The 14768-nt window shown below is 54.4% G+C and carries 11 protein-coding genes; 8 read left to right on the top strand and 3 right to left on the bottom strand.

Going from position 1 to position 14768, the window contains the following annotated elements:
• Nucleotides 1-205: 205 nt before the first annotated feature.
• Nucleotides 206-1066, top strand: a complete 861-nt coding sequence (locus tag DY252_RS03745; RefSeq protein WP_064788253.1) for an alpha/beta hydrolase — start codon at nucleotides 206-208, stop codon at nucleotides 1064-1066.
• A 60-nt stretch (nucleotides 1067-1126) separates the two neighbouring features.
• On the opposite strand, the gene secA is transcribed toward DY252_RS03745, so the two are convergent.
• Nucleotides 1127-3832, bottom strand: a complete 2706-nt coding sequence (secA, locus tag DY252_RS03740) for a preprotein translocase subunit SecA (RefSeq protein ID WP_064787572.1) — start codon at nucleotides 3830-3832, stop codon at nucleotides 1127-1129.
• Between the two features lie 335 nt (nucleotides 3833-4167).
• Here secA and DY252_RS03735 point away from each other — a divergent pair, with 335 nt between their 5' ends.
• From DY252_RS03735 to argJ, 5 genes are all read left to right on the top strand, one after another.
• Nucleotides 4168-5274: a hypothetical protein gene (locus DY252_RS03735; RefSeq protein ID WP_064787573.1), complete on the top strand. Its 1107-nt coding sequence runs from the start codon at nucleotides 4168-4170 to the stop codon at nucleotides 5272-5274.
• Nucleotides 5275-5329: 55 nt separating this feature from the next.
• Nucleotides 5330-6109, top strand: coding sequence for a hypothetical protein (locus DY252_RS03730; protein WP_129542673.1), 780 nt, complete (start codon nucleotides 5330-5332; stop codon nucleotides 6107-6109).
• Between the two features lie 137 nt (nucleotides 6110-6246).
• Complete coding sequence (locus DY252_RS03725) at nucleotides 6247-6471, top strand: hypothetical protein (RefSeq protein ID WP_129542672.1); 225 nt, start codon at nucleotides 6247-6249, stop codon at nucleotides 6469-6471.
• Between the two features lie 260 nt (nucleotides 6472-6731).
• Nucleotides 6732-7598, top strand: a complete 867-nt coding sequence (locus DY252_RS03720; RefSeq protein ID WP_008888374.1) for a peptidylprolyl isomerase — start codon at nucleotides 6732-6734, stop codon at nucleotides 7596-7598.
• A 188-nt stretch (nucleotides 7599-7786) separates the two neighbouring features.
• Nucleotides 7787-9016, top strand: a complete 1230-nt coding sequence (gene argJ, locus DY252_RS03715) for a bifunctional glutamate N-acetyltransferase/amino-acid acetyltransferase ArgJ (protein WP_064787575.1) — start codon at nucleotides 7787-7789, stop codon at nucleotides 9014-9016.
• An 81-nt stretch (nucleotides 9017-9097) separates the two neighbouring features.
• Here the strand turns inward: argJ and DY252_RS03710 are convergent, their stop codons facing one another.
• Both DY252_RS03710 and DY252_RS03705 read right to left on the bottom strand, forming a co-directional pair.
• Nucleotides 9098-10372: a pentapeptide repeat-containing protein gene (locus DY252_RS03710; protein ID WP_008888376.1), complete on the bottom strand. Its 1275-nt coding sequence runs from the start codon at nucleotides 10370-10372 to the stop codon at nucleotides 9098-9100.
• A gap of 182 nt (nucleotides 10373-10554) precedes the next feature.
• Nucleotides 10555-11826 carry a pentapeptide repeat-containing protein gene (locus DY252_RS03705; protein WP_064787576.1) on the bottom strand — a complete coding sequence of 424 codons (1272 nt, stop codon included), beginning with the start codon at nucleotides 11824-11826 and terminating at the stop codon, nucleotides 10555-10557.
• A gap of 355 nt (nucleotides 11827-12181) precedes the next feature.
• Here DY252_RS03705 and DY252_RS03700 point away from each other — a divergent pair, with 355 nt between their 5' ends.
• Both DY252_RS03700 and DY252_RS03695 read left to right on the top strand, forming a co-directional pair.
• Nucleotides 12182-13405, top strand: coding sequence for a response regulator (locus DY252_RS03700; protein WP_064779906.1), 1224 nt, complete (start codon nucleotides 12182-12184; stop codon nucleotides 13403-13405).
• A 131-nt stretch (nucleotides 13406-13536) separates the two neighbouring features.
• Nucleotides 13537-14760 carry a response regulator gene (locus tag DY252_RS03695; RefSeq protein WP_064788254.1) on the top strand — a complete coding sequence of 408 codons (1224 nt, stop codon included), beginning with the start codon at nucleotides 13537-13539 and terminating at the stop codon, nucleotides 14758-14760.
• Nucleotides 14761-14768: the final 8 nt, after the last annotated feature.

Here is a 14768-nt window from a genome sequence, read left to right as displayed (position 1 = left end):
CTAATAAATACATCCCAACAATACACATGCGACGCGCTGCTTTACAGGCCTGGATTGTCAAAATCCGAGGACATAGCGAGTGTGGTCGGCGCAAACATCCATTTGATTGTTTTAAACGGAATTCAGTGCGCTAACGTACTGACTATATAAATGATAATTTTTGCATAGATCGGTACCCCGAATGTTTCCCAAAAAGTTTCTGAGCATGACGACCAATTCCGTTGTCGCAATGGTGCTTCTGGCCGGATGTGACAAGCTTGGTGCTTACAATCATTGGCAGGCTGGCGATATAGAACCTGATATAGCGGCACTTTCCTATGGCCCGGATGAGCGGCAGGTTCTGGATCTTTATCTGCCCGATCCGTCACTTCAGCCCGCCCCACTTGTGATCTGGTTTTATGGCGGGTCCTGGGATTCTGGTGACCGTGGTAAGTATGCCTTTATCGCCAAACGTTTTGCCGAGTTTGGCTATGCGGTTGCCATTCATGATTACCGATTGGTGCCCGATGTTCATTTCCCGGCCTTTATCGAGGACGGGGCAGCTGCAATAGCCTTTATGAAAGGCTATGCCGGGCAACACCCCGATCAAATACGGGAGGAGGTCCCGATCATGTTGGCCGGGCATTCCGCCGGGGCCTATAACGCCGTTCAGCTGGTTGCAGACCAACAGTATCTGCAAGCTGTCGGGCTTGATGCCGATGACATTGCCGGCATCATCGGGCTGTCGGGCCCATATGATTTTTATCCTTATGATGTTGCGGCCACCCGGAATGCATTCGGCGATACACCAGCGGATCAAAGCCAGCCGGTCGAGATGGATCTGGCGCATATGCCGCCGCTTTTGTTGATAACGGGCACCCGAGATCACACGGTTTTACCCCGCAATTCGAGGAAGCTTGCCGAACTGGCCCCAAATGCAGAACTTGTCGAAGTCCCCGAAACGGGCCATGCCGGAACCCTGATTGCAATGGGGTTCTATCTGACAACCGATGATGCGGTGTTGGGTCCGGTCAAACAGTTCCTGCAAAGCCATCTGCCAACAAAGGCCCTTACGGCAAACAACTGACAAAGAAAAAGCGCGCATCCCGAAGGTGCGCGTTTTTCCTAAATTTCATGGCCTTTTCGATCAGTTCAACTGACCGTGGCAATGCTTGTATTTCTTGCCAGATCCGCAAGGGCAGGCCTGGTTGCGGGCAACACGCCCCCAGGTCGACGGATCATTGGGATCGAAATTGCCCGGCTGACGCGACTGAACGGTTGCGGTATCAACACCCTGCTCGGTTGCTTCGAGTTCGTCACGATTTTCGCGCATTTCCTGTTGCGGACGGCGTGCCTCGAGATCTTCGGGGCGCGGGGTCGATTGCAGTTCAACATGCGACAGCATCTGGGTCACGCGCTCGCGCAAGGACACCAGCATGGCTTCGAACATGTTGAAGGCTTCGCGCTTGAACTCATTGAGCGGGTCGCGCTGACCATAGGCGCGAAGACCAATGCCCTGACGCAGGTGATCAAGGGCAAGAAGGTGCTCTTTCCATGACTGATCAAGGAGTTGCAGCACGAGGCTTTTTTCAACCTGGCGCATGATATCAGCACCATAGTTGGCAACCTTGGCTGCCATTTTCGCATCCGCGGCCTTTTCAATGCGTTCGCGCATGACTTCCTGATCGATGCCTTCTTCCTTGACCCAATCCGAAATCGGCAGATCAAGACCGAGAAGACGGGTAACTTCTTCGTGCAGGCTGGCGGCTTCCCACTGCTCCGGATAGACCTTGGCCGGGCAGTATTTGTCGACCATGTCCTCGATGACTTCGGCGCGCATGTCGGCAACGTCTTCGGCAACGTTCTTGGCCTGCATCAGATCGCGGCGCTGTTCATAGACGACCTTACGCTGGTCATTCATGACATCGTCAAATTTCAGAACGTTCTTACGAATGTCGAAGTTGCGTGCCTCGACTTTCTGCTGGGCTTTCTCTAGCGCCTTGTTGATCCACGGATGGTAAATCGCTTCACCTTCCTGCAGACCCAGTTTCTGAAGCATGCCGTCCATGCGCTCGGACCCGAAAATACGCATCAGGTCATCTTCAAGCGAGAGATAGAATTTCGATCCACCCGGGTCACCCTGACGGCCGGAACGACCACGCAGCTGGTTATCCACACGACGTGATTCATGGCGTTCGGTCCCGATCACAAACAGGCCACCGGCGGCAAGGACCTTTTCCTGGTCGGCTTTGACTTCGGCTTTGATCTTTTCAATCGCGGCCGCACGTTTGGCTTCGTCGGTGACGTTGGCCAGTTCGTGCTCAACGCGCATTTCAACGTTGCCACCAAGTTTGATGTCGGTACCACGACCGGCCATGTTGGTGGCAATCGTGATCGCACCCGGCGCACCGGCCTGGGCCACGATCAAGGCTTCGCGTTCATGCTGCTTGGCGTTGAGAACTTCGTGCGGGATTTTCTTCTTTTTCAGAAGATCAGACAGAATTTCCGATTTCTCGATTGAGACCGTCCCGACAAGCGCTGGCTGGCCGCGCTTGTGGCAATCTTCAAGCTGTTCGGAGATCGCAATCCACTTTTCATTGGCAGTGCGATAGATCTCGTCATCGGCATCTTTACGGGCAATCGGGCGATGGGTCGGAATTTCGACAACCTGAAGGTTGTAGATTTCCTCGAATTCCTCGGCCTCGGTCATTGCCGTACCGGTCATCCCGGCAAGGGTCGGATAGAGACGGAAATAGTTCTGGAAGGTGATTGATGCCAGAGTCTGGTTTTCGTTCTGGATCTTGACCTTTTCCTTGGCTTCGAGTGCCTGATGCAGGCCATCGGAATAACGGCGGCCTTCCATCATACGACCGGTAAATTCGTCAATGATGACGACCTTGTCGTCCTTGACGATATAGTCGGTATCTTTCTGGAACAGCTTGTGGGCACGCAGCGCCTGGTTGACGTGATGGACCAGATGAACGTTGGCAACGTCATAAAGCGTGCCTTCGGTCAGGATTTCCATTTCCATCAGAAGCTGTTCGGCGTGCTCGGTGCCTTCTTCGGTCAGGGTAACCGCGCGCGCCTTTTCGTCCTTTTCATAGTCTTCTTCGACCAGTTTCGGGATCAGCGCATCAATCGAGCGGTAAAGTTCCGAGCTGTCCTCGGCCGGGCCCGAAATGATCAGCGGGGTACGGGCTTCGTCGATCAGGATCGAGTCGACTTCATCGACGATCGCAAAGTTGAACGGGCGCTGCACCATGTCTTCGAGACGGAACTTCATGTTATCGCGCAGATAATCAAAGCCGAGCTCGTTATTCGTCGCATAGGTGATGTCACAGGCATAAGCCGCACGGCGCTGATCATCGGTCATGCCATGCATGATCACGCCCACGGTCAGACCAAGGAAGCCATAAACCTCGCCCATCCATTCGGCGTCACGACTTGCCAGATAGTCGTTGACCGTCACCACATGAACGCCCTTGCCTTCAAGCGCATTCAGATAAACCGGCAGGGTCGAAACCAGGGTTTTACCTTCACCGGTTTTCATCTCGGCAATTTTGCCAGATGTCAGAACCATGCCGCCCAGAAGCTGTACGTCATAATGACGTTCGCCACGGACACGTTTGGATGCCTCGCGGATGGTGGCAAAGGTATCAGGCAGGATGTCGGTCAGAGTCTCGCCATTCTTGAGACGTTCGCGCAGCCAATCGGTCCGGGCGCGCAGTTCATCATCAGTAAGCTTTTCGACTTCGGGTTCCAGGGCATTGATTTGCTCGACCGTGGCCCGCAGGGCTTTGACTTCACGATCGTTAGCTGAACCGAAAATTTTCCGGGCAATAGCGCCGAGCATTAATACGTTCCTGAACAAATAAATTAAGACACAATGAGGCCCTACAGAAAGCGGAGCCCGATCACAGATAGAACCCTGCCTGCCATCTGTCAACGGAACGAGCCAATATCGCTAATGTTGGGCTGAAAATTACCGGTTTTCACCGCAGTCCCCGGACACATCCGGACGGTTTCACATTTTCGTTTTTGGCTGTTGATCCCTTCTTGCTTGAGAAATACGAAAAATCGGCGTACCATTCGCCTAATAGTTTTAAACCCTAACAGAGCATGTAGCTCGTTTTGGCACGCAGGGTTGCACCGAAAACGCTGCCAAATCACGTCCTCAGGAGGAGGATTATGGTCGATTTCTCAGCGCTTAATCCATTTCGTCAGGGTCAATCCGCCCTTCAGGATGCGCGTCAGCCCATCTCAAAAAGTAATCCCGATGCCGGTGACAGTGCCGCAAAGGCGCGAACTGATGCCCGCAATCAGGTTGATCCGGTTGCGTTGTCAGACGATGCGCTTGCCGCACATAATGACAGCCAGAAGCTTGCCCCGTCGGCAGGAAAATCGCTGTCGAATAAGCCACTGACAACCGAAGAACTGTTTGAACGCGCACTTGATGCGTCGCTTGAGATGATTCGCGGCAGTGTACAGGAAATGTTCGCGCTTTCGGGCATGTCCGAAGAAGATGCGATTGCTGCGACCGATGCCATGTTCAATGGCATTCGCGACGCTGCCAGTGGGCAGGACCAGTTCGAGTTTTCCTTTGATCAGGCGATCGCCAGCCACAGCAAAACCGCTATTTCATATGCCGGGGCCAATGGTGCCGCGGTTGGCGTATCGGAATCCGCCATCATGGCGGTCCAGTCGCTTGATATCAGCATCAACAACGAAACCGGTGAATTCTCGTTTAATTACGAGGCTGCCAAGATCGAAGTTGTAAAGACCCAAGCCATCGCAATTGGCAACAGTGCCGGCGCCGCCCTTGGCGCACTAGGTGCGGTCATGGATGGGCTGGGTGGCGGATCGCTTGTGGATATGCTGGGCAACCCGGCCAGTGCCGAGAATGGCGGACTTCTGTTTGATATTAATGATAACGGAGTCGCTGAATTCATTCGTGAATTGATGAATGCAACAGTCGGTTCTGATGATGCGTCCGAAGAAGGTGACTCAGCCGGTGCTGCGCAGACCAATGGTCAGGCGCTTGCGGCGGAACGGATGGCGGTCCTGAATGCCCAGATCACTGAACAGTTCATGGAACAGGCAACCCTGATCGTACGCAGCATCAATCAGCCGTCAGGCGAAACTGGCGAGGGTGCCGGTCCGCTTCAGCTGACCGTTGATATGATGATGCCGATGGGCCTCTTTGGTCAGGATGATGGCAAGGCCACCTTCACGTTCCCGAATGGTGAAACCGTGCCCGTCACTGACCCGACACAGGAACAGGATGTTCTGATTTAACTGCGACGGGATGTCGTGTCCGACATCCCGCAGCCCTTCAGGAAGGAGGTGCTGAATGATGTTTGACCCGAACATGGTCCCCCCACAGCAAACCGGCACAGCCGGTATGGATGCCTATGCCGGCGCGCAGGCAGCAGCAAAGGCTGCTGCCGAAAGCGTTGCGGCGCAAAAAACAAATGCGGGACAGTTGAGCAAGGTCCAACGCGCGATTGCAGATCAGGTGGACCTGAGCGCTAAGGCCAACGAGAAAGTTGAAGATGCGCCGGAACCGTTTGCCCATTTGCCGGTTTTTGAAGTGCAAACCAATGCGCTAGATGTTCTGAATGCCGTCAAACCCGCCATTCAGGATGCGCAGGGTCGAATGGATAATGATGCCTTTATCATTCTTTCAATGATTGGCGTCCCGCCCGAAAAAGCACGTCAGATTGCGTCTGAGATGGCCGATGGTCCGCTTGGTGATGTTGCGATCAGCGGTGTCGACGGCGTTCCCAATGGCATATCCGTCGAATCACTCGTAAAGGGGATTGCTTCGGGCGACATCAAGGCCGATGCAGGTTCCCTGCAGATGATATCACAAGCCGTCAATATTGACCTTACCCAGCTTCAAAGCGGTTCCTCGGGCCGAATGAGTGGGGGCATTTCCTTGGCCGAAATCAATGCCAAGATTGAGCAAATCAGCGTCAAGTATACAAGCATTGAAATTCGTCAGATATATCAGCAGGTGGCCCCCTTATCCTGGACCTTGACGGCAATGGCATTGATGTCACCGACGTTGCCAACGGCGTCACATTCGACATTGACGGCGATGGCGACGAGGATCAAACCGCGTGGGTAAGTGGCGGGGATGCGCTGCTTGCGCTCGATCGCAATGGTGATGGTGAAATCAACGACGGCACCGAACTGTTTGGTGACCAGAACGGTGCCAAAGACGGCTTTGCTGAACTGGCAAAATATGACGACAACCAGGATGGCGTGATTGACGAAAGTGATGCTGTGTTCAGCTCGCTCGTTCTACTACGTGCCGATGGAAGCCAGAGCAGCTTGGCAAGCGAAGACATCAAATCGATATCGCTGACCATGATCACACCATTGGATGAACGCCTGATCGGCGGGGATCTAGTGGCCAAATCGGGTTTCACCCGAACAGACGGGTCACAAGGAACAGTCGGTGAAGTGCTGTTTGACGTTCAGGCCTGAACAGTCCCAACCGTGTCAGAATTTCACATAACTGTCGTCCGATCATTGCCCGCCTTTCGGGTGATGCGCGCGCGTGAACGCAATGATACACATCACAACATGCTGACACGCAAATTTAGCTTCTTCACATTTTAGACAGAAAGCTTTGTCAAAAGGTGCGACATCCACGGCGAAGCCTTGTGCAGGCACAACTTATGTGTTTTACCCGTGGGCAGAGGCATTGGGCATAAGCCCATCTGAAATCAAAGTCTGGAGAAACTATGCTGCGCAAATCCCTTCTTGCTGCGTCCCTGGCAACCGTCATTTTCGCATCCCCTGCCATGGCACAGGACGCTGCACCGGCAGAAGACCCGGTGCTGGCGACGGTCAATGGCGAGGACATTCTTGAATCAGAAGTCCGCGCAACCCAGCAGGGCCTGCCGCAACAGTATCGCCAGCTTCCGTTTGACATGCTTAAAGCGGATCTTCTGACCCGTGAAATCAATCAGCGCCTGCTGATGGATGCCGGCAGCGAAGCTGGTCTGGCTGATGACGAGGAAGTCAAAGCACAGATCGCAGCCCTTGAGCGCCGCCTGATCGCGGAAACCTATCTGGATCGTGCGCTCAGTGACGCGATCACCGATGATGCGATCGAAGCAAAATACGAAGAATTCATCAAAACCAACGAGCCGGAGCCGCAGGTCCACGCCCGCCATATCCTGCTTGAAAGCGAAGAAGACGCAAAAGCCATCATCGCAGAACTTGACGATGGTGCCGACTTCGTCGAACTCGCCAAAGAAAAATCAACCGGCCCGTCCGGTCCGAACGGTGGTGATCTTGGCTTCTTTAACCGTGCCGACATGGTCGCACCGTTCGCCGAGGCAGCCTTTGCCATGGAACCGGGCACCTATTCGAGCGAGCCGGTTCAGACCCAGTTCGGCTGGCACGTGATCAAGGTTGAAGAGAAAAAAGAAGGCACCCAGCCGTCGCTTGACGAAGTCCGTCAACAGCTGGTGGCCGAAATCAGCCGCGATGCGTTTAACGCACTTGTCGAAGACCTGCGTTCTGATGCCGAAATCGTCAACTATGTCGAAATCGAAGCCGCGAAGGCAGCAGAAGAAGCCGCCAAGGAAAAGCCGGCGGAATAATTCCGCAAACGTCGCGGTCAGCATAGATTGATCGCGACTGGCGTTAGAGAATTCGAAAACGGGGTGCAGCCATTGGCTTCGCCCCGTTTTTTACACATCATTTGATCGCGTAAATTCATTCTGCCGCTTGCTTTTCGTCGCCATTGCGGCAGGATGGACCGACTTATCCAATAAAGGAAACTGCACTGATGGTTGCGACTGCCATTTCACCGCTTGCCCCTGCGGCATTCCCAGACCTTCCGGCGATTGCTGGCGTTAAACTGCATACCGCAACCCTTGGCATTCGCTATAAGGGGCGCCCGGATGTTCTGATGGCCGAACTCGAGCCAGGCACGCAGGTCGCCGGTGTCTTCACCACGTCGACCACCGCATCGGCGGCGGTCCGCTGGGGACGTGAGGCACTTAAGGGTGGTACGGCACGTGCCTTTTTTGTCAATGCGGGTAACTCCGTCGCCTTTACCGGCAAGGCTGGCGAAAAGTTCGTTGCTGACAAGGTCGAAGCCGTGTCCAAGGCACTCGGCTGTGCAAAAACCGAAATCTTTACCGCATCGACCGGCGTGATTGGCGAACCGACCACGGCCAACCGCATCACCGATGCACTGGGTGATCTTCTGGCCAATGAGGCCGGCTGGCTTGATGCCGCCAAGGCCATCATGACCACCGATACCTTCCCCAAGGGCGCGTCAGCCACCGCGACCATCAATGGCAAGACCGTGACCATTGCCGGTATCGCCAAGGGATCGGGCATGATCGAGCCGAACATGGCAACCATGCTAAGCTTTGTGTTTACCGATGCCGCCCTGCCGCACAATGTGCTGCAAGCCATTCTGGCCGATTGCAACAATCGCAGCTTCAACGCGATAACGGTTGATAGCGATACGTCAACCTCGGACACGCTTCTGGTGGCTGCCACGGGCAAGGCGGGCAATGACGCAATTAGTGACGTCAACGATCCGGAACTTGCCGCGTTCAAGGCGGCATTTGAAGACGTACTGCGTGATCTTGCCCATCAGATCGTTCGCGATGGCGAGGGCGCTTCGAAATTCATCACCGTCAAAGTCACCGGTGCCGTGAACGAAAAAGAGGCCAAAACTGCCGCGAAGGCCATTGCCAACTCCCCGCTTGTCAAAACCGCGATTGCGGGTGAAGACGCCAACTGGGGCCGTATCGTCATGGCTGTTGGCAAATGCGGTGTAACCGCCGATCCCAACAAGCTGAGCGTTGCAATCGGTGGCATTACGTTGGCCAAGAACGGTGAACGTGTTGCCGATTATGACGAAGGCCCGGTCGAGGCCCACATCAAGGGCCAGTATATCGACATTGATGCCGATCTTGGCTTTGGCGATGGTGCAGCCACGGTTTGGACCTGTGACCTGACGCATGGCTACATCTCGATTAATGCGGATTACCGCAGCTAAGCGATCATAGTCCTGCGCACTAAAAAACGCCGCCTTCACTGAAGGCGGCGTTTTGCGTTTTCGGGCCGTGATCGGCAGAGGTTATCTCTTGCCGGGAATATAGCCATTGAGGATCAGACCAACATTGGCACCTTCAAGTTCGGTTTCGCTCAGATCCGTGGCGCCAAAGGCGACGCCGGCAACGTTTGCCTTGGTCAGATTGGCGCCCTTCATCTTGGCTTCATCAAATACCGAGTTGCGCAAATCGGCCTGTTCGAAATTGACATCCGAAAGATCCGCGTTCCAGACGACGCCGGTCTTTTCACCCTTCTTGTCGCGCTGATCGACACCGCCAAAGTGAACGCCCTGGAACACGCCCTCGCTACAATCAGAACCGGCCATGCGCACACCATCCAGCACAGCACCATTCATGCGGATTTTATGCATGTCGGCTTCGCGCATCGAACACATGGCAAGAATGGTATCGACAAAAAGCGTGCCGCGCAGGATGCATTTGTCAAAGACGGCCCCGGACAGGTCCATGCCCGAAAAGTCCATGCCCGACAAATCGCGACCGGCAGCAATCATTGGCATGCCGGTTTTGCCGCCGGTGGCCAGCCAGGTACTGTGGCCGTTTACAAGTTCGCGAATATCATCAACCAGCGGGGCCGTCGGCGTACCGCCACCGATTGAGTAGGATGTGTTGGCCTGCGACAAATCGACATCCTGCAAGTCGACATTGCGCAGGTTCGCACCGCTCAGATCCGCACCGACAAGTTCCGTCCCGGCAAGCTTCGCCCCCTTGAGGTTGGCATTGCGAAGCTTTGCGCCGTTCATCTTGCACCCGGTCAGATCAGCGCCTTCGAGGTTGACGGCAAACATGTTGGCGTCACTCATATCGGTATGCGCAAGGCGCGATCCCGACATGTTGGCACCGGCCATATTGGCCCCCCACATCATCGCACCTTCGAGGTCGGTATTAGACATGTCGGTTTCGCGTTTGACCGTGCGTTCACGAGCCCCTTCAAGAACCACCATGATGCCTGCGCGCAGATCAATGCCGTTCAGGTTGGCATTGCGCAAACTGGACCGTGCCATATTGGCTCCGCGCAGATCGGCGCGTTCAAAGGTCGAATTTTCGAGATCAGCCTCAACAAAGTTCGCGCCAAACAGGTCACAGAAATCGAAACAAACATCGCGCGCCGATGCCTGAATGAAGTTTGCACCGGGTAATACCGCCTCTTTCAGGCTGATCTTGCTCATTTTGATGCGGGAAAGATTGCAGTTGCGCTTTTGCATGCGCACCCCGCCCGGCTTTTGATTGAGATAAAGTTGATGCTTCTTGATTGAATCAATCAATTCCGAACGCGATGACATTCAGTAGAAAACCCCAGAGATTCTAAATTAGATTCTTGTTATTCTGGATTATAGAATGACGCAGTTTCCCCGCAACGCAATTTGTTTAAGACATTGCGCGACATTGGGACGGTTTAAGTCTTTAAAAAGCGGGAAAAACTATCCGAACGCTTAGTGCACCCGCACCCTGGCAGGGTTGAATCTTAAACCTTACCGGGGATGATTCCGGTCAGAATCGAGCCGGTGTTGGTACCGTCAAGATCGACATCGCTCAGGTCCGTTTCACCAAAGGCAACACCGGAAATATTGGCCTTGCAAAGCTTGGCCCCCTTCATGTGGGGCTCATCGAAAACCGAGTTTCGAAGGTCAGCGTATGAAAAGTCCGTCGCATGAAGGTCTGCGCGCCAGACCTCGCCCGTTTTTTGTCCCTTGGCATCACGTTGTTCGACGCCACCGAACTTGACGCCCTGAAGCACGGCCTTGGTGCAGTTGGCATAGGACATCCGCACACCGTTCATGATCGATCCGCTCAGCCGGGCGCGGGACAAGTCGGCATTGCGCATCGATGCCATGACCAGAATGGTATCGACCAGCAAAACACCGCGCAGGATGCAATCATCAAAACATGCCGCTGAAAGATCAAACCCGGTGAAATCAAGTTCAGTCAGATCACGACCGGTCACATCAAGACGTGCGCCCGATATGCCGCCACTTGTCAGCCACTCGGTATGGGCATTGAGCAAGATGCGGATATCATCAGGGAGCGGCGTTGCCGCCTTGCTGCCAATCGAGTTTGACGTATTGGCCTGCGACAGATCAACGTTCGCCAGATCAACATTGCGCAGATTGGCACCCGACAAGTCCGTGCCAAGCAAAAGCGTATCCTTGAGCTTTGCACCCTTGAGGTTGGCGTTCTTGAGCTTTGCGCCCGACAGGTTGCAGCCCGAAAGATCCGCGCCGGCAAGGTTCACGGCAAACATGTTGGCGTCACTCAGATCCGCATCGGCAAGCCGGGCACCGGACATGTTGCTTTCGGCCAGATTGGCTCCGGACATCACCGATCCCTGAAGGTCTGCATTGGTCAGATCTGTTTGTCGCTTGACCTTTTTCTCGCGTCCGGCATCGACAATCACCATCACACCGGATCGAAGATCGGCCCCGGTCAGGTTGGCATTGCGCAGTTTGGCACGCGCCATGTTGGCGCCGCGCAAGTCGGCGCGCATGAAGCTTGAACCTTCGAGATTGGCCTCGACAAAGTTGGTTCCGAACAGATCACAGAAATCAAATTTGACATCCTGGATCTGGGCCTGAATGAAATTGGCACCGGGAAGCACCGCATCTTCAAGACTGATTTTGCTCATCTTGATGCGCGACAGGTTGCCATTGCGGAGCTGCAATCGCCGACCGCCGGGCTGCTTCATGACAAAGAGCTGATGCTTTTTGATTGCATCAACCAGTTCGGTGCGTGTTGTCATTTGGTGGGCGGTACCCCCAATCAATCGGAAACAGCGCTTGGACGCTGCAGTTCCAAGAATTCTTATAAAGTATACCCGTCAATGACAGTGAACATTCTGACAAAACATGACAATTCAGCCCCTGGTTCACTGGCATAAATATATGATTACACAATACTTATCGCGTTGCATGGTTTTCTTGCGGCCTGTTGCGGATCTGACAATCGTGCGATCGATATTGCGGGGCAATGTGTTTGCAACGGCAGCGCCATATATCGGCCGGACCGCGCAGGGAACCGGCCTGTGATTTTGCGATCTTGTATGGGGTTCCGCCCACCCCCATCTGCAAAAATGTATTTAAGAAGAAGCGGGTAAAATGCACCACATTTTGTTTGTTGATGATGATGCCAACATCCTGAACGGATTGCGCCGACGTCTGCGCAGCACCCGTCCCGAGTGGAACCTTTATTTCGCCAATAGCGGGTCTGAGGCCATCGAACTTGCCGAAAACAAGGATCTGGACGTCATCGTTTCAGACATCCAGATGCCTGGCATGGACGGTGTGACCTTGCTTGAAACCTTGCAGAAAACCCATCCCGATGCCGTACGTATCATTCTGACCGGCCATGCCGATAACGCATCCTATCTGCGCACCATCGGCCCGGCACACCAGTTTCTCAGCAAACCCTGCGATCATGAAACCCTGGTCGACAGTATTGAAAACGCACTGGGTCTGCGTCAGTTATTGCGAAGCCCCGAACTTAGAACCCTTGTCGCTGGTTCCAAGAGCCTCGCCTCGCCGCCCGACACCTATATGCGTCTGGAAACGGCGTTTTCGAACCCGAATTACGCGCTTGATACCATCAGCAAAATTGTTGAGTCTGATATCGCGCTGACCACCGAAGTTTTGAAACTGACCAACTCGTCCTATTTCGCAGTGACGCAGAATGTTTCGTCGGTCGCGCACGCCGTGCGGATGTTGGGGATGGAAACGCTTAAGGCACTGGCTCTTTTTGTTGGGCTATATCGCGGCTTTGACGGCCCTGCCAGTCAGGCAGCCAATCTTAAACGCCTGTGCCACCGCTCCCAGCAGATTGGCGTTACTGCCGCCCTGATTGCCGAATATGAACGGCTTCCGCGTGAAATTTGTCATGCTGTGCCATCCATCGGGATGCTTAGTCACATCGGCACGTTGATCCTTTATACCAAGCGCCCTGATGAGATGCAGGCGGTCATTGACCGTGTTGAAAAAGAAGGCATTTCAATTGATCAGGCGGAGGCCGAACAATTCGGGGCCGGACATGCCGAAATCGGTGCCTATTTGCTGGGATTGTGGGGTTTTCCGGCACCTGTCATTCAGGCCGTTGCCTATCATCATCGGCCAATGGATTTACCGCACCGGGAAATGACCGCCCTGACCGCGATCTATGTTGCGCAACATCTGACACGTGAAATTGCCGATCGCGACGCCGGACGGACCGTCGAAAGCACGATCGATCAGGAATATCTCGCCCAGATCGGCAAGCAGAGTCACATCGAAGAATGGACCAATATTGCGGCTGTTGTTTCCGGCAAATACCGCGAACTGACCAACAACTAGATCACGTGTCCTGATGTGCTCCGTCTTCAGGAAAAAGGGGCAAAAAGGACACGACCCTCCACATATGCGGACTATCAAAGATCCTTTGCAGGCCCCATGTATAAACCATGGAGCACACGCATGAGGTGAAAATGAGCGTCATCCTTTTTGTCGATGATGACAAAAATATTCTGGATGGTTTGCGTCGCCGGTTACGCTCGGTCCGGTCCGGCTGGGAGCTGCATTTCGCGCATGACGCGGAAAGCGCCTTGGCGAAGGCTGCGGAAATGGAGCCGGATGTCGTCGTTTCCGACATGCGCATGCCCGGAACCGATGGCGCAGAACTTTTGACCATGATGCAGGAAAAACACCCGCATAGCGCGCGTATCATTCTGTCGGGTTTTGCCGAGGAAGAGGCAATCCTGCGCACGGTTGGCCCGGCGCATCAGTATCTGGCCAAACCGTGTGATGATCAGATGCTGGTCGAAACCATCGAGAACGCGCTTGATCTGCGTAACCTTCTGACCAATCCGGACCTGCGTGCACTTGTTGGCGGGATTGATGCACTTGCCTCCCCGCCGATAACCTATACCAACCTTATCAAGGCACTGGAAAACCCACTGACCAGCAATGAGCAGCTTACGGCCATCGTTGCCTCAGACATTGCGTTAACCGCCGAAATCCTGAAGCTGACCAACTCGGCCTATTTTGCGGTCAGCCAGAAAATCACATCTGTCTCGCAAGCCATCCGCATGATTGGCGTCGATACGCTTAAGGCGCTTGCCCTGTTTATCGGTCTGTTTCGCAGTTTTGACGGCCCCAAGCCGGCAGTCACGCGGATGATGCAACTGTGCAAACGCAGCCAGCAGCTTGGCGTTGTCGCCACCTTGATCGCCGAACAGGAAAAGCTTCCGAAGGAAGTGATCAGTGTCATGGCCGCTGTGGGCATGCTGAGCCATACCGGCAGTTTGATCCTTTATGCCTATCGCGCCAATGAAATGGCCGAGGTCATCAAGCGGGTCGAAACCGAAGACATTCCGATCAACGTTGCCGAACGTGACCAGTTTGGCGCGGCCCACCCGGAAATCGGTGCGTACCTTTTGGGTCTGTGGGGCTTTCCAAGCGCCATGGTGCAGACGGTTGCCTATCACCATCGCCCGCAAGACACACGGCATACCGAAATGAACGCGCTGAGCGCAATCTACATTGCCCAGCATCTGGCCCGCGAAGTCGCCATCGAAAGCCGTACCGGGCAGGCCCCCGAAAGCCGCATTGATCTTGAATATCTTGAACGTCTGGGAAAAGCCGACCGGTTGCCGGTCTGGCGCGAAATTGCCCGCGTGGTCGAAGAAAAATACCGCGAAATGGACACGTAAGGGAGAGA

This window comes from Thalassospira indica (assembly GCF_003403095.1).
In the GTDB taxonomy this organism is placed as follows: Bacteria; Pseudomonadota; Alphaproteobacteria; order Rhodospirillales; family Thalassospiraceae; genus Thalassospira; species Thalassospira indica.
The sequence above is the reverse complement of the archived record's forward strand: the minus strand, read 5'-3'. Positions and strand labels throughout refer to the sequence as shown.

Coding starts and splice junctions, on each gene's coding strand:
- DY252_RS03735 (WP_064787573.1), top strand. CDS start 4,168: ATGGTCGATTTCTCAGCGCTTAATCCATTTCGTCAGGGTCAATCCGCC.
- argJ (WP_064787575.1), top strand. CDS start 7,787: ATGGTTGCGACTGCCATTTCACCGCTTGCCCCTGCGGCATTCCCAGAC.
- DY252_RS03720 (WP_008888374.1), top strand. CDS start 6,732: ATGCTGCGCAAATCCCTTCTTGCTGCGTCCCTGGCAACCGTCATTTTC.
- DY252_RS03695 (WP_064788254.1), top strand. CDS start 13,537: ATGAGCGTCATCCTTTTTGTCGATGATGACAAAAATATTCTGGATGGT.
- DY252_RS03745 (WP_064788253.1), top strand. CDS start 206: ATGACGACCAATTCCGTTGTCGCAATGGTGCTTCTGGCCGGATGTGAC.
- DY252_RS03705 (WP_064787576.1), bottom strand. CDS start 11,826: ATGACAACACGCACCGAACTGGTTGATGCAATCAAAAAGCATCAGCTC.
- secA (WP_064787572.1), bottom strand. CDS start 3,832: ATGCTCGGCGCTATTGCCCGGAAAATTTTCGGTTCAGCTAACGATCGT.
- DY252_RS03710 (WP_008888376.1), bottom strand. CDS start 10,372: ATGTCATCGCGTTCGGAATTGATTGATTCAATCAAGAAGCATCAACTT.
- DY252_RS03730 (WP_129542673.1), top strand. CDS start 5,330: ATGATGTTTGACCCGAACATGGTCCCCCCACAGCAAACCGGCACAGCC.
- DY252_RS03700 (WP_064779906.1), top strand. CDS start 12,182: ATGCACCACATTTTGTTTGTTGATGATGATGCCAACATCCTGAACGGA.